Annotated in this window: 20 protein-coding genes; 12 read left to right on the plus strand and 8 right to left on the minus strand. The window is 69.9% G+C overall.

Annotation, left to right across the window (positions count from 1 at the left end; all coding sequences use genetic code 11):
• The first annotated feature begins 882 nt into the window (after positions 1-882).
• On the plus strand, positions 883-2,535 hold the full coding sequence (gene pgi / locus ACWGI6_RS25595) for a glucose-6-phosphate isomerase (RefSeq protein ID WP_453269756.1): 1,653 nt from the start codon (positions 883-885) through the stop codon (positions 2,533-2,535).
• 91 nt (positions 2,536-2,626) lie between these two features.
• Here the strand turns inward: pgi and pgl are convergent, their stop codons facing one another.
• From pgl to tkt, 5 genes are read right to left on the minus strand one after another with little or no spacing between them, the layout of a single operon-like run.
• Positions 2,627-3,409, minus strand: coding sequence for a 6-phosphogluconolactonase (gene pgl / locus ACWGI6_RS25600; RefSeq protein ID WP_453269678.1), 783 nt, complete (start codon positions 3,407-3,409; stop codon positions 2,627-2,629).
• A complete protein-coding gene (opcA, locus tag ACWGI6_RS25605; protein ID WP_453269679.1) occupies positions 3,406-4,431 on the minus strand; it encodes a glucose-6-phosphate dehydrogenase assembly protein OpcA in 1,026 nt (341 codons plus the stop codon). Before opcA ends, pgl begins: the two co-directional genes overlap by 4 nt.
• A complete protein-coding gene (gene zwf, locus ACWGI6_RS25610; RefSeq protein ID WP_453269680.1) occupies positions 4,428-5,960 on the minus strand; it encodes a glucose-6-phosphate dehydrogenase in 1,533 nt (510 codons plus the stop codon). Before zwf ends, opcA begins: the two co-directional genes overlap by 4 nt.
• A gap of 6 nt (positions 5,961-5,966) precedes the next feature.
• Positions 5,967-7,085: a transaldolase gene (gene tal / locus ACWGI6_RS25615; protein ID WP_453269681.1), complete on the minus strand. Its 1,119-nt coding sequence runs from the start codon at positions 7,083-7,085 to the stop codon at positions 5,967-5,969.
• A 34-nt stretch (positions 7,086-7,119) separates the two neighbouring features.
• Positions 7,120-9,240 carry a transketolase gene (gene tkt, locus ACWGI6_RS25620; RefSeq protein ID WP_453269682.1) on the minus strand — a complete coding sequence of 707 codons (2,121 nt, stop codon included), beginning with the start codon at positions 9,238-9,240 and terminating at the stop codon, positions 7,120-7,122.
• A 538-nt stretch (positions 9,241-9,778) separates the two neighbouring features.
• On the opposite strand from tkt, the gene ACWGI6_RS25625 reads away from it, so the two are divergent.
• From ACWGI6_RS25625 to ACWGI6_RS25635, 3 genes are all read left to right on the plus strand, one after another.
• On the plus strand, positions 9,779-10,711 hold the full coding sequence (locus ACWGI6_RS25625; protein WP_453269683.1) for a heme o synthase: 933 nt from the start codon (positions 9,779-9,781) through the stop codon (positions 10,709-10,711).
• 15 nt (positions 10,712-10,726) lie between these two features.
• Positions 10,727-11,119, plus strand: a complete 393-nt coding sequence (locus ACWGI6_RS25630) for a hypothetical protein (RefSeq protein WP_453269684.1) — start codon at positions 10,727-10,729, stop codon at positions 11,117-11,119.
• Between the two features lie 137 nt (positions 11,120-11,256).
• A complete protein-coding gene (locus tag ACWGI6_RS25635) occupies positions 11,257-12,303 on the plus strand; it encodes an amidohydrolase (protein ID WP_393909087.1) in 1,047 nt (348 codons plus the stop codon).
• Here the strand turns inward: ACWGI6_RS25635 and ACWGI6_RS25640 are convergent.
• From ACWGI6_RS25640 to ACWGI6_RS25650, 3 genes are all read right to left on the minus strand, one after another.
• On the minus strand, positions 12,276-13,280 hold the full coding sequence (locus ACWGI6_RS25640; RefSeq protein WP_453269685.1) for a COX15/CtaA family protein: 1,005 nt from the start codon (positions 13,278-13,280) through the stop codon (positions 12,276-12,278). The genes ACWGI6_RS25635 and ACWGI6_RS25640 overlap by 28 nt on opposite strands.
• Before the next feature lie 99 nt (positions 13,281-13,379).
• Positions 13,380-14,168: an ABC transporter permease gene (locus ACWGI6_RS25645; RefSeq protein WP_453269686.1), complete on the minus strand. Its 789-nt coding sequence runs from the start codon at positions 14,166-14,168 to the stop codon at positions 13,380-13,382.
• A gap of 88 nt (positions 14,169-14,256) precedes the next feature.
• Positions 14,257-15,219 (minus strand): ABC transporter ATP-binding protein, encoded by a 963-nt coding sequence (locus ACWGI6_RS25650; RefSeq protein ID WP_453269687.1) that lies wholly within the window; start codon positions 15,217-15,219, stop codon positions 14,257-14,259.
• 319 nt (positions 15,220-15,538) lie between these two features.
• On the opposite strand from ACWGI6_RS25650, the gene ACWGI6_RS25655 reads away from it, so the two are divergent.
• The 8 genes from ACWGI6_RS25655 (at position 15,539) to ACWGI6_RS25690 (ending at position 22,388) form a co-directional block, all read left to right on the plus strand.
• Positions 15,539-16,399: a helix-turn-helix transcriptional regulator gene (locus ACWGI6_RS25655; protein WP_453269688.1), complete on the plus strand. Its 861-nt coding sequence runs from the start codon at positions 15,539-15,541 to the stop codon at positions 16,397-16,399.
• Positions 16,396-17,817, plus strand: a complete 1,422-nt coding sequence (gene sufB, locus ACWGI6_RS25660) for a Fe-S cluster assembly protein SufB (RefSeq protein WP_260638218.1) — start codon at positions 16,396-16,398, stop codon at positions 17,815-17,817. Before ACWGI6_RS25655 ends, sufB begins: the two co-directional genes overlap by 4 nt.
• Before the next feature lie 59 nt (positions 17,818-17,876).
• Positions 17,877-19,061 (plus strand): Fe-S cluster assembly protein SufD, encoded by a 1,185-nt coding sequence (gene sufD / locus ACWGI6_RS25665; RefSeq protein WP_453269689.1) that lies wholly within the window; start codon positions 17,877-17,879, stop codon positions 19,059-19,061.
• Complete coding sequence (locus ACWGI6_RS25670; RefSeq protein WP_453269690.1) at positions 19,058-19,375, plus strand: non-heme iron oxygenase ferredoxin subunit; 318 nt, start codon at positions 19,058-19,060, stop codon at positions 19,373-19,375. The genes sufD and ACWGI6_RS25670 overlap by 4 nt, the downstream gene beginning before the upstream one ends.
• A 7-nt stretch (positions 19,376-19,382) precedes the next feature.
• Positions 19,383-20,147: a Fe-S cluster assembly ATPase SufC gene (gene sufC, locus ACWGI6_RS25675; RefSeq protein WP_453269691.1), complete on the plus strand. Its 765-nt coding sequence runs from the start codon at positions 19,383-19,385 to the stop codon at positions 20,145-20,147.
• 139 nt (positions 20,148-20,286) lie between these two features.
• A complete protein-coding gene (locus ACWGI6_RS25680) occupies positions 20,287-21,543 on the plus strand; it encodes a cysteine desulfurase (protein ID WP_453269692.1) in 1,257 nt (418 codons plus the stop codon).
• 54 nt (positions 21,544-21,597) lie between these two features.
• Entirely contained in the window at positions 21,598-22,056 is a 459-nt protein-coding gene (gene sufU / locus ACWGI6_RS25685; protein ID WP_393909097.1) for a Fe-S cluster assembly sulfur transfer protein SufU, read from the plus strand.
• On the plus strand, positions 22,053-22,388 hold the full coding sequence (locus ACWGI6_RS25690; RefSeq protein ID WP_033270552.1) for a metal-sulfur cluster assembly factor: 336 nt from the start codon (positions 22,053-22,055) through the stop codon (positions 22,386-22,388). The genes sufU and ACWGI6_RS25690 overlap by 4 nt, the downstream gene beginning before the upstream one ends.
• Positions 22,389-22,524 lie beyond the last annotated feature (136 nt).

A 22,524-nucleotide genomic window follows, 5' to 3' on the forward strand; every position in this document is an offset into this window, starting at 1 on the left:
GACCCCGCGGGGGCCGGGGCGGGTGGCAACCCGCCGCCGGCGGCGGGCCCGGCCGCGTAGGTGTGCCCTCGCTGGCCGTGTTCCTTCCGCATCCGGCCGCACGGGGCCGCATCTGAGGCGGCGGAGGGGGACGTTGCCCGAGGGCGACTGTCAGTGGTCGCCCGTACCGTTTTCCGTAAGCGCACGATGCGGACGGGGGCGGGATGACACACATGAGGGCGGGAACGGAGACGGGCCGCGCGGCAGGAGCCGGCGCGCTCGCCCGGCACGGTGGCTTCGGCCGGCTGGGGGGCGCCGCCGCCGTCTCCGGCTTGGGCGATGCGCCGCGCGGCGCCGCTGTTGCTCGCCTACCCCTTGACCGGTTCCCCGCTGCTGATCTCGCTCGTCATCGCCTGCGGTGTCGTGCTCCGGCTGTTCTTCGGGCTGGTGGGCGGTGCGCTCGTCATGGGGGCACCTCCCTGCTCGGGCGAAGCCGAGAGTTTGGGGGAGGGGGGACCAGCGGCGGGCGATGTGGGCGGTCGATGTGCTGCCTCTCTGTGCACCGGCCCGCCGCCCCACCGCCGGGCGCACCGTCCGCCGCGAAATCGCCGGCGGGATACGGCAGTTGTGGCGCGACCGGGGTGCTGCGCGCTGCTGCTCGCCGGGGGTCCGGACCGTGGTGCCGGTGGGCCTCGGGACGCCGCGGTCGCCAGGTGTACGGTCCCGTACTCCGGCGCTGCCGGCCGCCGCGCTGCCGGCCCTGGCGCCGTCGCGCTGACACCTGTTCTTCAGGCACCCGACAGCGCCTCGTCCGGCAGTGGACAGATACCTCATACCGCGCGCTGATCAATTAGGTTGGGAGATGGCGGGGCCGGTACGAGATGAAGAAGGCTGATGTCCGAGATGAATGCAGAAGGCCGCAGCAGGCTCGATCAGTTGCCTGAGTGGACCGCGCTGGGCAAGCACCGGGAGCAGCTGGCGCAGGTGCATCTGCGCGAGCTGTTCGAGCGGGATCCGGCGCGCGCCGAGCGCTACACCCTCCAGGTGGGCGATCTGTACCTGGACTACTCCAAGCACCTGGTCACCGACGAGACCCTGGGGCTGCTGCGCGACCTGGCCGCGGCGACCGGTGTGGCGGAGCTGCGGGACGCGATGTTCCGCGGGGAGAAGATCAACATCACCGAGCAGCGCTCCGTGCTGCACATCGCGCTGCGCGCGCCCGGTTCCGCGGTCATCATGAGCGACGGTGAGAACGTCGTCCCCGGCGTGCAACACGTCCTGACGAGGATGGGCGTCTTCACCGACCGGGTCCGCTCCGGCGACTGGAAGGGCCACACCGGCAAGCGCATCAAGACCGTCGTCAACATCGGTATCGGCGGCTCGGATCTGGGCCCGGCAATGGCGTACGAGGCGCTGCGCGCCTACACCCACCGGGACATGCAGTTCCGCTTCGTCTCCAATGTGGACGGCGCCGATCTGCACGAGGCGGTACGCGATCTGGACCCGGCCGAGACGCTGTTCATCGTCGCCTCGAAGACCTTCACCACCATTGAGACGATCACCAATGCCACCTCGGCCCGCGACTGGCTGCTGACCGGTCTGGGCGCCGGGGGAGAGGCCGTCGCCAAGCACTTCGTGGCGGTGTCGACCAACGCCGAGAAGGTGGCGGAGTTCGGCATCGACACGGACAACATGTTCGAGTTCTGGGACTGGGTCGGCGGCCGGTACTCCTTCGACTCCGCCATCGGTCTGTCGCTGATGGTCGCGATCGGCCCGGAGTGCTTCCGCGAGATGCTGGCCGGCTTCCACCTCGTCGACGAGCACTTCTGCACCGCCCCTCCGGAGGAGAACGTCCCGCTGCTGCTGGGACTGCTCGGCATCTGGTACGACAACTTCTGGGACGCCCAGTCGCATGCCGTGCTGCCCTACAGCCACTACTTCTCCAAGTTCACCGCCTATCTGCAGCAGCTGGACATGGAGTCCAACGGCAAGTCCGTGGACCGCGAGGGCAATCGGGTCGACTGGCAGACCGGCCCCGTCGTCTGGGGCACGCCCGGCACGAACGGCCAGCACGCGTACTACCAGCTGCTGCATCAGGGCACGAAGATGATCCCGGCCGACTTCATCGGCTTCGCCCGGCCGGTCGACGATCTGCAGCCGGGCCTGGTCGCTCAGCACGACCTGCTCATGGCCAACATGTTCGCCCAGGGCCAGGCGCTGGCCTTCGGCAAGACGCCCGATGAGGTGCGCGCCGAGGGCGTGGCCGAGGAACTGGTGCCGCACAAGACATTCCCGGGCAACCGCCCCACCACCACCATCCTGGCCGGCGAGATCAGCCCGTCCGTGCTGGGCCAGTTGGTGGCGCTCTACGAGCACAAGGTGTTCGTCCAGGGTGCGGTGTGGAACATCGACTCCTTCGACCAGTGGGGCGTGGAGCTGGGCAAGGTCCTCGCCAAGCGCGTCGAACCGGCGCTGACGGAGGGCGCCGAGGTACCGGGCCTCGACGCCTCCACGGCCGGCCTGGTCGCCAAGTACCGGGAGCTGCGCGGGCGTTGACCGGCCGGATCACCGCCCGGTGACCGCGGCGACGCCGAAGGCCCCGCACCCTTCAGGGCGCGGGGCCTTCGGCATTGTCACCTGGCGGCGGTCAGGCCGACGCCGGCGGGTAGAGGCTGCGCGGCAGTTGAGCCGCCGCCGCCTCGTCCAGCAGCCACAGGGTCCGGCTGCGGCCCCGTGCGCCGGCCGCCGGGGCCTGGACCTCTCCGGCGTCGGACAGGGCGATGGCCACGGCGTTCGCCTTGTCCTCACCGGCCGCCAGCAGCCAGACCTCCCGTGCGGCGCGGATCGCGGGCAGGGTCAGCGAGATGCGGGTGGGCGGCGGCTTCGGTGCGCCGTGCACCCCCACCACCGTCCGCTCCTGCTCGTAGACGGCAGGCAGCTCGGGGAAGAGCGAGGCCACATGGGTGTCCGGGCCGACGCCCAGCAGCAGGACGTCGAACGAGGGCACCGGCCCATGGTCCTCGGGGCCCGCGGCGGCGGCCAGTTCGGCCGCGTACGCCTCGGCGGCGGCGTCGGCGTCCTTGCCGTACGGGCCGTCCGACGCGGGCATGGGGTGCACCCGGGCCGGGTCCAGCGGGACGCTGTCCAGCAGCACCTCCCGGGCCTGGGTGTAGTTGCGCTCCGGATCGCCGTCCGGCAGGAACCGCTCGTCGCCCCACCACAGGTCCAGCCGGGCCCAGTCCACCGCGTCCCGGGCGGGCGCCTCGGCGAGGGCCGCGAGCAGCCCGTTGCCGTTGCGCCCGCCGGTCAGCACCACGGAGGCGGAGCCGCGGGCGGACTGGGCATCCACGATCTTCGTGATCAGCCGGGCCGCCGCAGCCTTGGCCATCAGCTCCTTGTCGCGGTGGACGACAACCTGCGGAGCGCTCACTTGGTGGCTGCCTTCTTGGCGGGCTTCTTCGCCGCGGGCTTGGCCGGGGCGCTCTCGCCGGCCGCCGGCTCCCCGGCCGACGGCTGCGCGCCCGTGCCGTCACCGATCCGGTCCACGCCGTACTTCAGGGTGCCGGCGTAGATCTCGTCCGGGTCGAGCCGGCGCAGCTCCTCGGCGAGCAGCTCGGCGGTCTCGCGCCGCTTGAGCGCCACCGCACGGTCGGGCTGGCCGCGCATCGAGAGCGTGGCGAGCGAACCGTCCGGGCGGTCCAGCACGATCGCGCCGACGCTGGACTCCAGCCGCGCGGCCGTGAGGCCGGGGCCGTCGGACACCGTGCGGGTGACCGGGACGTTCAGCCTGTCGGCCAGCCACATGGCGAGCAGCTCGCAGCTGGGGTTGAACTCCTCGCCGGTCACCTCGGCCGAGGTGACCGTGCACGGAGCCTGGTCGAGCGCCGCCGCCAGCATCGAGCGCCAGGGCGTGATGCGGGTCCAGGCCAGATCCGTGTCGCCCGGGGTGTAGGTGTCCGCGCGGGCCGACAGTTCCTGGATGGGCTGCTCGGCGGCGTAGGCATCGGTGACGCGGCGCTGGGCGAGCGCACCGAGCGGGTCCTTGGCCGGGTCCAGCGGGGCGTTCACCGCCCACCAGACCACGACCGGTGCGTCCGGCAGCAGCAGCGGCAGCACCACCGACTGGGCGTGGTCGATCACCTCGCCGTAGAGCCGGAGTATGACCGTCTCGCCGGTGCCGGCCTCCGTGCCGAGCCGCACCTCGGCGTCGAGGCGGGCCTTGGCGCGGTCGCGCGGCGACCGGCTGACCCGCTTGATGACGACGAGGGTGCGCGAGGGGTGCTCACGGGACGCGTCGTTGGCCGCCCTCAGCGCGTCATAGGCGTTCTCCTCGTCGGTGACGATGACGAGGGTGAGCACCATGCCGATGGCAGGGGTGCCGATGGCGCGGCGCCCCTGGACCAGTGCCTTGTTGATCTTGCTGGACGTGGTTTCCGTCAAATCGATCTTCATGGCCGACGCCAGCTCCGTCCGTCTCGTGCGAGCATTTCGTCCGCCTCGGTGGGACCCCAGGTGCCCGCCGGGTACTGCGCGGGCCTGCCGTGCTTCTCCCAGTACTCCTCGATCGGGTCGAGGATCCGCCAGGACTGCTCCACCTCCTCCACACGCGGGAAGAGGTTGGCGTCGCCGAGCAGCACATCGAGGATCAGCCGCTCGTAGGCCTCGGGGCTGGACTCCGTGAAGGACTCGCCGTAGGCGAAGTCCATCGACACATCCCGTACCTCCATCGAGGTGCCCGGGACCTTGGAGCCGAACCTGACGGTCACGCCCTCGTCCGGCTGCACCCGGATGACCAGGGCGTTCTGCCCCAGCTCCTCCGTGGCGGTGCGGTCGAAGGGGGAGTGCGGGGCACGCTGGAAGACGACCGCGATCTCGGTGACGCGCCGGCCGAGGCGCTTGCCGGTGCGCAGATAGAAGGGGACGCCCGCCCATCGGCGGTTGTCGATCGACAGCTTGATCGCGGCATAGGTGTCGGTCTTCGACTTGGGGTCGATGCCCTCTTCCTGGAGGTAGCCGACGGCCTTCTCGCCGCCCTGCCAGCCCTCCGCGTACTGCGCACGGAGCGTCTCCTTGCCGAGGTCCTTGGGAAGCCGGACCGCGCCCAGCACCTTGGTCTTCTCGGCGACCAGCGCGTCCGCCTCGAAGGAGGCGGGCTCCTCCATCGTGGTCAGCGCGAGCAGCTGGAGGAGGTGGTTCTGGATGACGTCACGGGCGGCGCCGATGCCGTCGTAGTAGCCGGCCCGGCCGCCGATGCCGATGTCCTCGGCCATCGTGATCTGGACGTGGTCGACATAGCTGCGGTTCCACAGCGGCTCGAACATCGTGTTGGCGAACCGCAGCGCCAGGATGTTCTGGACCGTCTCCTTGCCCAGGTAGTGGTCGATCCGGAAGACCTCGTGGGGCGGGAAGACCTCATGGACGATCCGGTTGAGCTCCTGGGCGCTCTTCAGGTCGTGCCCGAAGGGCTTCTCGATGACCGCGCGCCGCCACGAGCCCTCCTTCTGGTCGGCCAGCCCGTGCTTCTTCAGCTGCTGGACGACCTTGGGGAAGAACTTCGGCGGCACGGACAGGTAGAAGGCGAAGTTGCCGTTGGTGCCCTGGGCCTTGTCGAGCTCGTTTATCGTCTCCTTCAGCGTCTCGAAGGCCTCGTCGTCGTCGAAGTTGCCCTGGACGAAGCGGCAGCCCTGGACCAGCTGCTGCCAGACCTCCTCGCGGAACGGCGTACGCGAGTGCTCCTTGACCGCCGCGTACACCTCCTGCGCGAAGTCCTCGTGCTCCCACTCGCGACGGGCGAACCCGACGAGTGAGAAACCCGGCGGCAGCAGACCGCGGTTGGCCAGGTCGTAGACGGCGGGCATCAGCTTTTTACGGGACAAATCGCCCGTGACGCCAAAGATAACCAGGCCCGACGGCCCCGCGATACGCGGGAGCCGTCGGTCCAGGGCGTCACGAAGCGGGTTGGCTCCGTGTGCATCAGACAAGGGAGATCAGCCCTCCGAGGGAGCGAGGCGCTTGAGCTCCGCCTCCGTGGACTTGAGCAGGTCGTTCCAGGACGCCTCGAACTTCTCCACGCCCTCGTCCTCCAGGACCTGAACGACCTCGTCGTACGAGATCCCGAGCTTCTCGAGCGCCTCCAGGTCGGCCTTGGCCGACGCGTATGTGTCGCGCACCGTGTCACCGGTGATCTCACCGTGGTCGGCGGTGGCCTCCAGGGTGGCCTCCGGCATGGTGTTGACCGTGCCCGGGGCGACCAGGTCCTCGACGTACATGGTGTCCTTGTAGTCCGGGTCCTTGACGCCGGTCGAGGCCCACAGCGGACGCTGCTTGTTGGCGCCGGCCTTGTCGAGGGCGGCCCAGCGCTCGGAGGAGAAGACCTCCTCGTACGCCTGGTAGGCCAGCCGGGCGTTGGCCAGCGCGGCCTTGCCCTTGAGGGCCTTGGCCTCGTCCGTGCCGGTCTTCTCCAGGCGCTTGTCGATCTCGGAGTCCACACGGGACACGAAGAACGACGCCACCGAACGGATCAGGGACAGGTCCAGGCCCGCGGCCTTGGCCTTCTCCAGGCCCGCCAGGTAGGCGTCCATGACCTCGCGGTAGCGCTCCAGCGAGAAGATCAGCGTGACATTGACGCTGATGCCCAGGCCGATGACCTCGGTGATCGCCGGGAGGCCCGCCTTGGTGGCCGGGATCTTGATCAGCGTGTTCGGACGGTCCACCAGCCACGCCAGCTGCTTGGCCTCGGCGATGGTGGGTGTGGTGTGGTGTGCCAGGCGCGGGTCCACCTCGATGGAGACCCGGCCGTCCTGGCCACCGGTGGCGTCGAAGACCGGACGCAGGATGTCGGCGGCATCGCGGACATCCGCCGTCGTGATCATGCGGATGGCTTCCTCGACGGTGACCTTACGGGCGGAGAGGTCGGCGAGCTGCTGCTCGTAGCCGTCGCCCGAGGAGATCGCTTTCTGGAAGATCGACGGGTTCGTCGTGACACCGACGACATGCTGCTGGTCGATCAGCTCGGCGAGGTTGCCGGACGTGATGCGCTTGCGCGACAGGTCGTCCAGCCAGATCGCGACGCCTTCGTCGGAGAGGCGCTTGAGTGCGTCTGTCATGGGGTCTGCATCTCCTACTTGTCGTGTACGGGCGTCAGCGCGCGGCGGCTTCGAGGCCCGTGCTTGCTTCAAGAGAGGCCCGGGCGGCGGAGGCGACCGCGTCGGCGGTGAAGCCGAACTCGCGGAACAGGGTCTTGGCATCGGCCGAGGCGCCGAAGTGCTCCAGGGACACGATGCGCCCGGCGTCACCGACGAAGCGGTGCCAGGTCAGACCGATGCCTGCTTCGACGGCGACCCGGGCCTTGACGGACGGGGGGAGCACGCTGTCGCGGTAGGCCCGGTCCTGCTGCTCGAACCACTCGACGCACGGCATCGACACCACGCGGGTGGGGACGCCCTCGGCCTGCAGCTGCTCGCGCGCTCCGACGGCGAGCTGCACCTCGGAACCGGTGCCGATCAGCACGACCTGCGGCGTGGTGCTCTTGCCGTCGGTCCCTTCGGCCTCGAACAGCACGTAACCGCCCTTGGCGGCATCCTCGTTGGCCGGGTACGTCGGCACGCCCTGACGCGTCAGCGCGAGGCCGTGCGGGGCCCCCACGCCGTACTCCTTCGTCCAGCGCTTGAGGATCTCGCGCCAGGCGATGGTGGTCTCGTTGGCGTCGGCCGGGCGGACGAGGTTCAGGTTCGGGATGGCGCGCAGCGAGGCCAGGTGCTCGACCGGCTGGTGGGTCGGGCCGTCCTCACCCAGACCGATGGAGTCGTGCGTCCACACGTAGGTCACCGGCAGGTGCATCAGTGCGGACAGCCGGACGGCGTTGCGCATGTAGTCGGAGAACACCAGGAAGGTGCCGCCGTAGACACGGGTGTTGCCGTGCAGCGTGATGCCGTTCATCTCCGCGGCCATGGAGTGCTCACGGATACCGAAGTGGATCGTGCGGCCGTACGGGTTCGCGCCCGGCAGCGGGTTGCCCTCGGGCAGGAACGACGAGGTCTTGTCGATCGTGGTGTTGTTCGACCCCGCCAGGTCGGCGGAGCCGCCCCACAGCTCGGGGATGACCGCACCGAGCGAGTGCAGCACCTTGCCGGACGCGGCGCGGGTGGCCACGGCCTTGCCGGTCTCGAAGGACGGGAGGTGGTTCTCCCAGCCCTCGGGCAGCTCGCCCGCGGCGATCCGGTCGAAGTCAGCGGCGCGCTCGGGGTTGGCCGTGCGCCAGTCGGCGAACGTCTTCTCCCACTCCTTCTTGAGGTCACGGCCGCGGTCGAGGGCGGCGCGGGTGTGCGCGAGCACCTCGTCGGGGACCTCGAAGGACTTCTCCGGGTCGAAGCCCAGGACGCGCTTGGTGGCCGCGACCTCTTCCTCGCCCAGCGCCGAGCCGTGTGCGGCCTCGGTGTTCTGGGCGTTGGGGGCCGGCCAGGCGATGATCGAGCGGGCCGCGATGAACGACGGGCGCCCGGTCTCGGCCTTGGCGGCCCGCAGGGCCTCGGCCAGTGCGACCGGGTCCAGGTCGCCGTCGGGCCGCTGCTCGACGCGCTGGACGTGCCAGCCGTAGGCCTCGTAGCGCTTGAGCGTGTCCTCGGAGACCGCGGTCTCGGTGTCACCCTCGATCGAGATGTGGTTGTCGTCCCACAGCATGATGAGGTTGCCGAGCTTCTGGTGGCCCGCGAGCGAGGAGGCCTCGGCGGAGATGCCCTCCTGCAGGCAGCCGTCGCCGGCGATCACGTAGATGGTGTGGTCGAAGGGCGAGGTGCCCTCGGGCGCGTCCGGGTCGAACAGGCCGCGCTCGTAGCGGGAGGCCATCGCCATGCCCACCCCGTTGGCGACACCCTGGCCCAGCGGACCGGTGGTGGTCTCCACGCCGGCGGTGTGGCCGTACTCGGGGTGACCGGGGGTCTTCGAGCCCCAGGTGCGGAACGCCTTCAGGTCGTCCAGCTCCAGGCCGTAACCGGCGAGGTGGAGCTGGATGTAGAGGGTCAGGCTGGAGTGGCCCGCGGAGAGAACGAAACGGTCACGGCCGGTCCAGTTCGGGTCCGCCGGGTCGTGCCGCATCAGCTTCTGGAAGAGCAGGTAGGCGGCCGGAGCCAGGCTCATGGCCGTACCCGGATGGCCGTTACCGACCTTCTGCACGGAATCCATGGCCAGGACACGGACGGTATCCACTGCCCGCTGATCCAGTTCGGTCCACTCGAGATCTGTGGTGGTCGGCTTGGTGCTCACCCTGAGTCAGGGCTCCTCTCCACATGTCGAATGCCGCGGACGGTATGTCCGCCAGGCGGTGTCGAGCCTACCCCCGCAAGTGCGTGCGTCTTTTCGACGCTCAGTCGGTGTTTCCGGCGCTCAGTCGGTGTCGGATGCCACGGCAGCTCATCGCTTCGGGCAACCAAATCAGGACTTGGGGCATTCCTGGCCCTGAGGTGACGGCCCTACGACCAGACTGCCGGGAGGCGGTCGCCTTCGCCTCCTGAACGACGGGCGAACGCCCGGGGAAAGATGCCGCGGCGGCCCCGCGCTCCGGCGCCCAACACGACCCCACCCCCGCGAAGATCACCGTATGGCCAACGTCTAAAGTGGCGTGGTAAGCGCAAGCCCTTCACCGGGTATTCACGGCCGGAAGAGCTTGCAGGCCTTATCTCTTCTGCGGCAAAGGCCGCTGATGTTACTTCCAGGGGTGTGCGTGACGGCCGTCGAATCCCGTCCTGCGGGTGGGGGCACCGCCCATGCCTCCTCCACGCCTGAAGGGCACGGGGGGACCCCCATGGCTGTGGGGGAGCTCTCTCAGATCCCCGGGAGCCCCGGCGACCGGCCGTTCGGGGCCCGCGCCAAGGCGTTCGTGGCGCTGACCAAGCCGCGGGTCATCGAGCTGCTGCTGATGACCACGGTGCCGGTGATGTTCCTGGCGGCCAAGGGCGTGCCGGATCTGTGGCTGGTGCTGGCGACCTGCATCGGCGGTTATCTCTCCGCCGGCGGAGCCGCCGCCTTCAACATGTACCTCGACCGCGACATCGACGCGCTGATGGACCGTACGTCCCAGCGGCCCCTGGTCACCGGCATGGTGGGCCCCCGCGAATGCCTGGTCTTCGCGACCGCCCTCGCGGTCGGCTCCACGGCCTGGTTCTGGTTCCTCGTCAACCCGCTGTCGGCGATGCTGTCGCTCGGTGCGCTGCTTTTCTATGTCGTGGTTTACACCATGATCCTCAAGCGGCGCACCACGCAGAACATCGTCTGGGGCGGCATCGCGGGCTGTATGCCGGTCTTCATCGGCTGGTCCGCGGTGACGAACTCGTTCTCCTGGGCCGCGGTGATCCTTTTCCTGGTCATCTTCTTCTGGACGCCGCCGCATTACTGGCCGCTGTCGATGAAGGTCAAGGACGACTACGAGCGCGTCGGTGTGCCGATGCTGCCGGCCGTCGCGGGCAACAAGGTCGTCGCGCGGCAGATCGTCGCCTACAGCTGGGTGATGGTGGCGGTGTCGCTGCTGCTGCAGCCGCTGGGCTACACGGGCTGGTTCTACACCCTCGTCGCGATCGCCTGCGGAGCCTTCTGGCTCAAGGAGGCGCACGGTCTGCAGTCCCGCGCCAAGGCCGGGATCAAGGGCGCCAAGCTCAAGGAGATGCGACTGTTCCACTGGTCCATCACCTATGTGTCGCTGCTGTTCGTCGCCGTCGCCGTGGATCCCTTCCTTCGTTGATTACCGATGGGTAGCATGCTGTTCATGGCAGACACCCAGCAGGCGGACGAGCAGACGGAGACGGTGGCCGACGTGAAGTCCGGCGCGCGCACCGACAAGCGGGCCGGCAAGCACACCGACAAGCTCGCCAAGCAGATCCGTGCCTTCGCCGCCACGCACGGCGGCAGCGCCGAAGGCCAGCTCGCACACATCGGCCGAGGCCGCATCCGGATCGCGCTCGTCGGGGCCGACGGCGAGTGGGGCAACCTCGTCGCGGACACCTTCGGCTCCGCCAAGGACGCCGCCGACAAGGCCGGCCTCACGCTCCACGACGACTTCGACGGCGAGCTCGCCGCCAGGGTCCGTACCGGCCGCAACGAGTGGTCCCGGATGGCAGGCATCCAGCTGGGCGGCCCGGCCAACAGCTGACGGTCCGGTGCCCGGGCGCCGTGCGCCGGGGCGCACGCCGGAAGCGGAGCCCGATACCTCACCACCTCCTCGTCCGTTAGGCCCACCAGGCGCGGCGTTCCGGTCACGCCCGGCGGGCTCTCGGCGAGGAGGAGCGGATGGACGGACTTCCACCGCTCATCGATCAGTACAGCCATGGCGCGGTGCACGGTGAACTCGGCCTCGGCTCCTTCGAGACCCACCTTGCCGCCGCGGTCGGCGCCCACGGCCCGGCCCCCGCCGGCACCAGCTACTTCGACAGCTTCACCGGCCTTGCGATACGCCGCTGGTGCCCCCCGCTGCTCGGCCTGGAACCGCAGTGCCCGCCCGCCCGCTACCTGGCCCGCAGACGCGAGGTCGGCGCCTACCGGGCCGGACGCCTGCTGCTGCGCGGCTCCGGCATCGGCACGTTCCTGCTGGAGGCCGGCACCCCCAGCGATCTGACCTCGGCCGGTGAACTGGCCACCGCAGCCGAGGCCGGCGCCCACGAGGTCGTACGGCTCGAACCGCTCGCCGAGCAGGTCGCCGACACCTCAGGCAGCGTCGACTCCTTCATCGGCTACACCGCCGAGGCCCTGTACGCCGCGGCCCAGCACACCACCGCCTTCGCCTCCGGCGCCACCTACTGCGACGGGCACGCCCCCGAGGCGGGCGAGGTACGGCGCGCCGCGGACCGCTGGCTGCGCGGCCGCCGTCCCGGGGAGCGGCTCGGGGAGCCCGCGCTCGTACGGCATCTGCTGTGGAGCGCGGTGGCGACCGGCCTTCCGGTGCAGCTGCACAGCCCCGATCCGCGGCCACTGGCGGGCTTTCTGCGCGCCACGACCGGCTTCGGCTCGGATCTCGTCCTGCTGCCGCGGGCGCCGCACCACCGGCGGGCGGCGGAGTTCGCCGCGGTGCACGCCCATGTGTACGCGGACGCCGGGCCCCGCCCCGAGGAGACGCTCGGTCAGGCGCCGTTCGGCAAGCTGCTGTTCTCCTCGGGCGCCCGCGGGCTGCCCGAGCTGTATGTGACCGGCGCCCGGTTCTTTCTGCGCGCCATGGGCCGCCTCGTACGGGAGTGGACCGATGAGGGGCTGTGCGGCGCCGAGGACGGGCGGCGGATCACCGAGATGGTCGGGTCGGGGACCGCGCGCCGGGTCTACCGGCTGAGCGCGTCGGCCGGCTGAGGCGCGGGTGCCTCGTGCTCGCCGGAGGGGGCGGGCTCGTCGGCGTCCTCCTCGGGGAGCGGACCGCGGTCGCGCAGCGACAGACAGACCCGCAGCACACAGATCCACACCAGGGTCGAGCCCAGCATGTGGAGCCCGATGACGATTTCGGGCAGGCCCATGAAGTACTGGACGTAGCCGATGACGCCCTGCAGCGCGATACAGGCGAACAGTTCCAGGAGCGTCCGGCGCGGGGCGGCCGGCGCCTTCACGGCGCGCAGTATGAACCACAGGGCGACGGACAGGCCGACGACGAGGTAGACGAAGTCGACGTGGAGTTGGGTGATCTCCTGCCAGTCCAGCGGGATGCGGTGGACCTTCTTGGCGTCGCCCGCGTGCGGGCCCGCACCCGTGACGACCGTGCCGATGACGGTGAGCGCGCCGGTCGCGGCCACCAGCAGCCAGGCCAGCTGCCGCGCAGGACGGGCGACCAGGTCGCGCGGCTCCTCGTCGCCCTCGCTCGCTCGCTTCCAGCTCAGTACGGCGACCGTGAGCAGCGCCGTGGCCGCGAGGAAATGCGAGCTGACGATGTACGGGTTCAGGCCGGTGAGGACCGTGATGCCGCCGATGACGGCGTTGCTCATGACGAGCCAGAACTGCGCCCAGCCGAGCCGGGTGAGCGAGCGGCGCCGGGGGTGACGGGCGCGGGCGGCGATGATGAACAGGCCGACGACCGCGCACAGCACATCCGTCAGCATGCGGTTGCCGAACTCGATGAGGCCGTTGATGCCCATCGCGGCGGTCGGAGTCAGGCTGTCCGGCGTGCACTTGGGCCAGGTCGAGCAGCCCAGGCCGGACTGCGAGAGCCGGACCGCGCCACCCGTGACGACGATGATCACGGCCATGACGACGGTCGCCAGCGCGGCCCGCCGCACAAAGGCCGCGGACGGCTGCCAGCGGCGGGCGATCAGCTCAAGGGGGTTCAGCGTGTTCGGCACGGGAGCCATCGTAGGCGGCGCCTTGTGCAAACTTTCACGAGGGGTGCGTCACGCGACGGACCCCCGCGGAACCGCTCCGCGGAACGGCCGCCGGGCGGCTCACTCCCAGCGGAAGAAGCGGGCCGCCGTGCCCAGGCCCAGCACCGACCAGCCCGCCAGGATGCCGAGGTCCCGCCAGGGGATGCCGGCGCCGTGCTGGAGGACGTCGCGCAGCCCGTCGGACAGCGCCGCGATCGGCAGCAGCCCGAGCACGCTCTGCGCGGCCTCGGGGAACTTGTCCAGCGGGACGATCACGCCGCCGCCGACGAGCAACAGCAGGAACACCAGGTTGGCCGCGGCGAGGGTGGCCTCGGCCTTGAGCGTGCCGGCCATCAGCAGGCCCAGGCCGGAGAAGGCGGCGGTGCCCAGCAGGAGCAGCAGCACCACGGAGAGCGGGTTGCCGTGCGGGGACCAGCCCAGCGCCAGGGCCACGGCCGTCAGCAGCACGATCTGCAGGACCTCGGTGACCAGCACCGCGCAGGTCTTGGCGGTCATCAGCCCCCACCGCGGCAGCGGCGAGACGGCGAGCCGCTTGAGCACGCCGTAGCGCCGCTCGAAGCCGGTCGCGATGGCCTGGCCGGTGAAGGCGGTCGACATCACGGCGAGCGCCAGGATGCCGGGCGCCAGGAAGTCCACGGAGCTGCCCGCGCCGCCGGCCGTATCGGTGGGCACCGCGATGATGTCGACGGCGGAGAACAGCACCAGCAGCAGCGTCGGGATGATGACGGTCAGCAGCAGCTGCTCACCGTTGCGCAGCAGCATCCTGGTCTCCAGCGCCGCCTGCGCGCGGATCATCCGGGGCAGCGGGGCCGCCCCGGGCCGCGGGGTGAACGTGCCGGTCGCGGTCATGCGCGCAGCTCCTTGCCGGTCAGCTCCAGGCTGTGCCTTCCCGGGGGACGACCCCCGGACCCCCGGCCGAACGTCGCGTGGTCGTGACTCATGCGCGCAGCTCCTTGCCGGTCAGCTCCAAGAAGACGTCTTCGAGGGTGTGGCGTTCGACGGCTATGGCGTCGGGCATCACGCCGTTCTGGGCGCACCAGGAGGCGACGGTGGCCAGCAGTTGCGGGTTGACCTTGCCGTGTACGCGGTAGACGCCGGAGGCCGGTTCCGCTGCGGCGCTGTCGGCGGGCAGCGCCTTGAGGAGCGAGGCGATGTCGAGGCCGGGGCGGCCGGTGAAGCGCAGGCTGTTCTCCGCGCCGCCGCGGCACAGCTCGTCCGGGGTGCCCTGGGCGATCACCCGGCCGCCGTCGATGATCGCGACATGGTCGGCGAGCTGCTCGGCCTCGTCCATGAAGTGGGTGGTCAGTACGGTGCTGACGCCGTCGGCGCGCAGCTCCCGCACGAGCTCCCAGGTGGCGTGCCGGGCCTGGGGGTCGAGACCGGCCGTCGGCTCGTCGAGGAAGACCAGTTCGGGGCGGCCGACCACGGCCATCGCCAGCGCCAGCCGCTGCTGCTGGCCGCCGGACAGCCGCCGGTAGGGCGTCCGGCCGCAGCTTCCCAGGCCGAGCCGGTCGATGAGCCCGTCGACGTCGAGGGGGTGGGCGTGCAGGGTCGCGGTGTGCCGCAGCATCTCCTCCGCCTTGGCGCCCGCGTAGACGCCACCGGACTGCAGCATCACGCCGATCCGCGGCCGCAGTGCCGCGGCGTCGGCGACCGGGTCCAGGCCCAGGACGCGGACGCGGCCGGCGTCCGGGCGGCGGTAGCCCTCGCAGGTCTCGACGGTGGTGGTCTTGCCGGCGCCGTTGGGGCCGAGCACGGCGGTCACCGCACCGCGCGCGACGGTCAGGTCGAGCCCGTCCACGGCGGTCTTGTTCCCGTATCGCTTGACCAGGCCGATGATCTCGACGGCAGGCTCTCGTCCGGGGGGCCGGGGGGCGTCCCCCGGGGAGGTGCTGCGCATGGCGGGCAGTCTACGGAGAGTGGCAGGGTCTTCTTCAATGGGGGCGCGGGCTTCATATATGGGGGCGTGGGCTTCACCTGGGGGCGCGGGCCCGGGCCGGTGCCCGGGTAATCAGTCCGGCGGTGTGCGCCCGCACGGATTTCTGCGGGCCGCGGGCACCGGGGTACGGCCGCCGGGCCGGGACACGACCTTGCAGGTCGGCGGCGCTTTCGGAGGTCCCGTAGGGGCTTGAATTAGGTAACCCTAAGTGATAGAGGCCACCAGTCCGTGATCCGGATGAGGGTTGTCTCGCTTTGACGAATTACGCAACAATGGCGTTGTGAAATACGCGAGCGAGGAACAGGAAGGGCCCGCGGTCGACCAGACCGCCGGGCCGGCCGCCTCCGCGCCCGAGCAGACCGAGCGGCGCGGGCCGGGCGCCGAGCCTGCCGCGGCGCCGCACGACGAACAGCAGGGCACCCGCAACAGGGTCGCCCGCTCCATCCTCGACCACGGTCCGTCCACCGCGGCCGAGCTGGCACTGCGACTGGGGCTGACCCAGGCCGCCGTGCGCCGGCATCTGGATTCGCTGGCCGGCGAGGGCGTCGTCGAGCCCCGCGAGAAGCGGGTCTACGGCACGCGTGGCCGCGGCCGCCCGGCCAGGGCCTTCGCCCTCACCGACTGCGGGCGGGACGCCTTCGACCAGGCCTACGACCAGCTCGCCTCCGACGCGCTGCGCTGGATCGCGCAGAGCGCGGGCGGCGGCGAGCAGGGCGAGGCCGCCGTCGCCGCATTCGCCCGCGCCCGCCTCGCCGCCCAGGCCGAGGGCTACCGCAAGGCGGTCGAGACCGCCGAGCCGGAGGCCCGTACCGAGGCCCTGGCGAAGGCGTTGACCGCGGACGGGTACGCTGCTACGGCGCGCAGCGCCCCCAATCCCCAGCTCGGTGAACAGCTCTGCCAGCACCACTGCCCGGTCGCCCATGTCGCCGAGCAGTACCCGCAGCTGTGCGAGGCGGAGACCGAGGTCTTCTCCCGATTGCTCGGGACCCATGTACAGCGGCTTGCCACCATCGCCCACGGCGACGGGGTGTGCACGACCTTCATCCCGAAGGCCGGTGCAGGCCAGGCCGCTCACAGCACCGCACGCACCACCAAGACCACCACAGCATCTGCAAGCACGGCCGGGAGGAACCCCGCATGACGCTCCCTACGGAGACTGCTCACCCTGAGCTCGAGGGCCTGGGCAAGTACGAATACGGCTGGGCCGACTCCGACGTGGCCGGCGCCTCCGCCAAGCGCGGTCTTTCCGAGGCCGTCGTCCGCGACATCTCGGCGAAGAAGAACGAGCCGGAGTGGATGCTCAAGCTGCGTCTCAAGGGCCTGAAGCTGTTCGACAAGAAGCCCATGCCGAACTGGGGCTCGGACCTGTCGGGTATCGACTTCGACAACATCAAGTACTTCGTCCGCTCCACGGAGCAGCAGGCCGCCTCCTGGGAGGACCTGCCCGAGGACATCAAGAACACCTACGACAAGCTCGGCATCCCCGAGGCGGAGAAGCAGCGCCTGGTCGCCGGTGTCGCCGCGCAGTACGAGTCCGAGGTCGTCTACCACCAGATCCGTGAGGACCTGGAGGAGCAGGGCGTCCTGTTCCTGGACACCGACACCGCGCTCAAGGAGCACCCGGAGCTCTTCCAGGAGTACTTCGGCACGGTCATCCCGGTCGGCGACAACAAGTTCGCGTCGCTGAACACCGCGGTGTGGTCCGGCGGCTCGTTCATCTACGTCCCCAAGGGTGTCCACGTCGACATCCCGCTGCAGGCCTACTTCCGGATCAACACGGAGAACATGGGCCAGTTCGAGCGGACGCTGATCATCGTCGACGAGGATGCCTACGTCCACTACGTCGAGGGCTGCACGGCGCCGATCTACAAGTCGGACTCGCTGCACTCCGCGGTCGTCGAGATCATCGTCAAGAAGGGCGGCCGCTGCCGCTACACGACCATCCAGAACTGGTCGAACAACGTCTACAACCTGGTCACCAAGCGCGCCGTCGCCTACGAGGGCGCGACCATGGAGTGGGTCGACGGCAACCTCGGCTCCAAGGTGACGATGAAGTACCCGGCGGTCTACCTGATGGGCGAGCACGCCAAGGGCGAGACCCTGTCCATCGCCTTCGCGGGCGAGGGCCAGCACCAGGACGCCGGCTCCAAGATGGTCCACATGGCGCCGAACACCTCCTCCAACATCGTCTCCAAGTCGGTGGCGCGAGGCGGCGGCCGCACCTCCTACCGAGGCCTGGTCGAGATCGGCGAGGGCGCCGCGGGCTCCAAGTCCAACGTGCTGTGTGACGCCCTGCTGGTGGACACCATCTCCCGCTCGGACACCTACCCCTACGTCGACGTCCGCGAGGACGACGTCTCCATGGGCCACGAGGCGACCGTCTCCAAGGTCAGCGAGGACCAGCTCTTCTACCTGATGGCGCGCGGCCTGACGGAGTTCGAGGCCATGGCGATGATCGTGCGTGGCTTCGTCGAGCCGATCGCCCGTGAGCTGCCGATGGAGTACGCGCTGGAGCTCAACCGGCTGATCGAGCTGCAGATGGAAGGTTCGGTCGGCTGACGCCCGGCCCCCAGCAGCGACTGACTCTCTGATTGCAGAAAGCGAGCACTACGACAGCCATGGCTGAGGCTCAGAACATCCCGGCGGGTTCCACGACCACCGGCTCCCTTGCGGTGGCCGCGGAGTCCACCGTCGCCACCCGGATGAGCGCCCCGCCGTCCTACGACGTGGCGGACTTCCCGGTGCCGCACGGCCGCGAGGAGGAGTGGCGCTTCACGCCCCTCGCGCGCCTGAAGGGCCTGCACGACGGCAGTGCCGTGGCCGGCGGTCCGGACCTGAAGATCGACATCACCGCTCCGGAGGGTGTCACCCACGAGCTGGTCGACCGCACCGACCCGCGGGTCGGCAAGGCCGGCAAGCCCGTCGACCGGGTCGCCGCCCAGGCGTACAGCGCCTTCGAGAAGGCGTCGGTGGTCACGGTCCCCAAGGAGACCGTGCTCGCCGAGCCGATCCGGATCACCGTCCACGGTGAGGGCGGCACGGCCTTCGGCCACCAGGTCATCGAGCTGGGTGCGTTCGCCGAGGCGGTCGTGGTCATCGACCACACCGGTGACGCGGTGCTCGGCGCCAACGTCGACTACCTCCTCGGTGACGGCGCCAAGCTGACCGTCGTCTCCGTCCAGGACTGGGACGACCAGGCCGTGCACGTCGGGCAGCACAACGCCCTCGTCGGCCGGGACGCCAGCTTCAAGTCCGTGGTGGTCACCTTCGGCGGCGACCTCGTCCGGCTGCACCCGCGCATCAGGTACGCGGGCCCCGGCGGCGAGGCCGAGCTCTACGGTCTGTACTTCACCGAGCAGGGCCAGCACCAGGAGCACCGCCTCTTCGTCGACCACGAGGCGTCCAACTGCCGCTCCCACGTCACGTACAAGGGCGCGCTGCAGGGCCAGGACGCACACGCGGTCTGGATCGGCGATGTCCTCATCCGGGCGTCGGCGACCGGCACGGACACCTACGAGCTCAACCGCAACCTCGTCCTCACCGACGGCGCGCGGGTCGACTCGGTCCCCAACCTCGAGATCGAGACCGGCGAGATCGTCGGTGCCGGCCACGCCTCGGCGACCGGCCGCTTCGACGACGAGCAGCTGTTCTACCTGATGGCCCGCGGCATCCCGGCCGACGAGGCCCGCCGACTGGTCGTCCGCGGCTTCTTCGCCGAGCTGGTCCAGCAGATCGGTCTCCCGGACGTCGAAGAGCGTCTGATGCGCAAGATCGAGGCCGAGCTGGAAGCGTCCGCGGCATGACGTACGTACGCGCAGCGGCGCTCAGCGAGCTGGAGGAGGGCACGCCCAAGCGGGTGGAGCTCGACGGCGTTCCCGTCTCCCTGGTGCGCACCGAGGGTGAGGTGTTCGCGATCAACGACATCTGCTCGCACGCGAACGTCTCCCTCTCGGAGGGCGAGGTGGAGGACTGCTCCATCGAGTGCTGGCTGCACGGTTCGAGCTTCGACCTGCGCACCGGCAAGCCGAACGGCCTTCCCGCGACGCGCCCCGTCCCCGTATACCCCGTAAAGATCGAAGGGGACGACGTGCTCGTCTCCGTCACCCAGGAGTCCTGAGTTCCCCATGGCAACGCTTGAGATCCACGACCTGCACGTCTCCGTCGAGGCCGAGAACGGCCCGCGCGAGATCCTGAAGGGCGTCGACCTGACCGTGAAGCAGGGCGAGACGCACGCCATCATGGGCCCCAACGGCTCCGGCAAGTCGACCCTCGCCTACTCCCTTGCGGGTCACCCCAAGTACACGATCACCGGTGGCACGGTCACCCTCGACGGCGAGAACGTCCTGGAGATGTCCGTCGACGAGCGCGCCCGGGCCGGCGTCTTCCTCGCCATGCAGTACCCGGTCGAGGTGCCCGGCGTCTCGGTCTCCAACTTCCTGCGTACCTCCGCGACCGCGATCCGCGGCGAGGCCCCCAAGCTGCGGCTGTGGGTCAAGGAGGTCAAGGAGGCCATGGAGCGTCTCCAGATGGACACCTCCTTCGCCGAGCGCAACGTCAACGAGGGCTTCTCCGGCGGTGAGAAGAAGCGCCACGAGATCCTCCAGCTGGAGCTGCTCAAGCCGGCCATCGCGATCCTCGACGAGACCGACTCCGGTCTGGACGTCGACGCGCTGCGCACCGTCTCCGAGGGCGTCAACCGCGTCCGCGAGACCGGTGAGGTCGGCACCCTGCTGATCACCCACTACACGCGCATCCTGCGCTACATCAAGCCCGACCGCGTGCATGTGTTCGCGAACGGCCGGATCGCCGAGTCCGGCGGTGCCGAGCTCGCGGACAAGCTGGAGGCCGAGGGCTACGAGGAGTACACGAAGGGTGGCGCAAGCCTGTGAGCTGGGGGCACCTCCCAGCGACAGCTGGGGGAGCACGCGAGGCCACCGGCCTGCGGACGACCTGCTCCCCGCAGGTGCGCCTCGTGGGCGTCCGTCACACCAGCCGCTTGCGCGGCGGGGCGAAAGAAAGGGCACGAGCGTGACACAGCTGCCGGGCCTCCTCGACACCGAGGCGATCCGTAAGGACTTTCCCCTTCTGGACCGCCTGGTCCACGACGGGAAGAAGGTCGTGTACCTGGACAACGCGGCGACGTCACAGAAGCCGCGTCAGGTGCTCGACGCCCTGAACACCTACTACGAACGCCACAACGCCAACGTCCACCGCGGTGTGCATGTGCTCGCCGAGGAGGCCACGGCGCTGTACGAAGGCGCCCGTGACAAGGTGGCCGCCTTCATCAACGCACCGAGCCGCGATGAGGTGATCTTCACCAAGAACGCCTCGGAGTCGCTCAACCTCGTGGCGAACATGCTCGGCTGGGCCGATGAGCCCTACCGCGTGGACCACGAGACCGAGATCGTCATCACGGAGATGGAGCACCACTCCAACATCGTCCCGTGGCAGCTGCTCTCGCAGCGCACCGGCGCGAAGCTGAAGTGGTTCGGCATCACCGACGACGGCCGGCTCGACCTGTACAACATCGACGAGATCATCACCGAGCAGACGAAGATCGTCTCCTTCACGCTGGTCTCCAACATCATGGGCACCATCAACCCGGTCGAGACGATCATCCGTCGCGCCCAGGAGGTCGGCGCGCTGGTCTGCATCGACGCCTCGCAGGCCGCGCCGCACATGGTGCTGGACGTGCAGGCGCTGCAGGCCGACTTCGTGGCCTTCACCGGCCACAAGATGTGCGGCCCGACCGGCATCGGCGTCCTGTGGGGCCGCCAGGAGCTGCTGGAGGACCTCCCGCCGTTCCTCGGCGGCGGCGAGATGATCGAGACCGTTTCGATGCACTCCTCGACCTATGCGCCCGCGCCGCACAAGTTCGAGGCCGGTACGCCCCCGATCGCCCAGGCCGTCGGCCTCGGCGCGGCCGTGGACTACCTCTCCTCGATCGGCATGGACCACATCGCCGCGCATGAGCACGCGATCACCGAGTACGCCGTCAAGCGGCTGCTGGAGGTCCCCGACCTGCGCATCATCGGCCCGAGCACGGCCGAGGACCGCGGGGCGACGCTCTCCTTCACGCTCGGTGACATCCATCCGCACGACGTCGGCCAGGTGCTGGACGAGCAGGGCATCGCGGTCCGCGTGGGTCACCACTGCGCACGCCCGGTCTGCCTCCGCTTCGGAATTCCTGCGACCACGCGAGCGTCGTTCTATCTGTACTCCACGCCCGCCGAGGTCGACGCCTTGGTCGAGGGCCTGGAGCACGTCCGCAACTTCTTCGGTTAAACAGACACAGCCGGTTATCAAGCACAGCGGATGAGGACGAGGACTGACTGAGCCGTGAAGCTGGATTCCATGTACCAGGACGTCATCCTGGACCACTACAAGCACCCGCACGGGCGCGGTCTTCGGGACGGCGACGCCGAGGTGCACCACGTCAATCCCACGTGCGGTGACGAGATCACCCTGCGCGTGCGGCTCGACGGCGCGACGATTGAGGATGTGTCCTACGAGGGCCAGGGCTGCTCCATCAGCCAGGCCAGCGCGTCGGTGCTCAACGACCTCCTGGTCGGCAAGGAGCTCGGCGAGGCGCAGAAGATCCAGGAGACCTTCCTGGAGCTGATGCAGTCCAAGGGGCAGGTCGAGCCGGATGACGCCATGGAGGAGGTGCTGGAGGACGCGGTGGCGTTCGCCGGTGTCTCCAAGTACCCCGCGCGCGTGAAGTGCGCGCTGCTCAGCTGGATGGCCTGGAAGGACGCCACGGCCAAGGCCCTCTCCGAGGAGGCGAAGTCCGCATGACCGACACCCCGACCACCACCAAGCCTGCCTCCGAGGAGGAGGTGCGCGAGGCGCTCTACGACGTCGTCGACCCCGAGCTGGGCATCGATGTCGTCAACCTGGGGCTGATCTACGGCATCCACATCGACGACGCCAATATCGCCACCATCGATATGACGCTGACCTCCGCGGCCTGCCCGCTGACCGACGTCATCGAGGACCAGGCGAAGTCCGCCACGGACGGCATCGTCAACGAACTGAAGATCAACTGGGTCTGGATGCCCCCGTGGGGCCCGGACAAGATCACCGACGACGGCCGCGAACAGCTGCGCGCGCTGGGCTTCAACGTCTGAGGCGTCGCCCTCGGAAGACCGAGCCGATACGGCCGTGGGGGCCCGGGCGCCCGGGGGGGGCGGCGGGGAGCCGGCAGGGGGGGGGCGCCCCCCCCGCGGCGGACGGACGGGGCGAGCAACCGGTATCGGAGGTTGA

Source organism: Streptomyces sp. NPDC054786 (genome assembly GCF_053611685.1).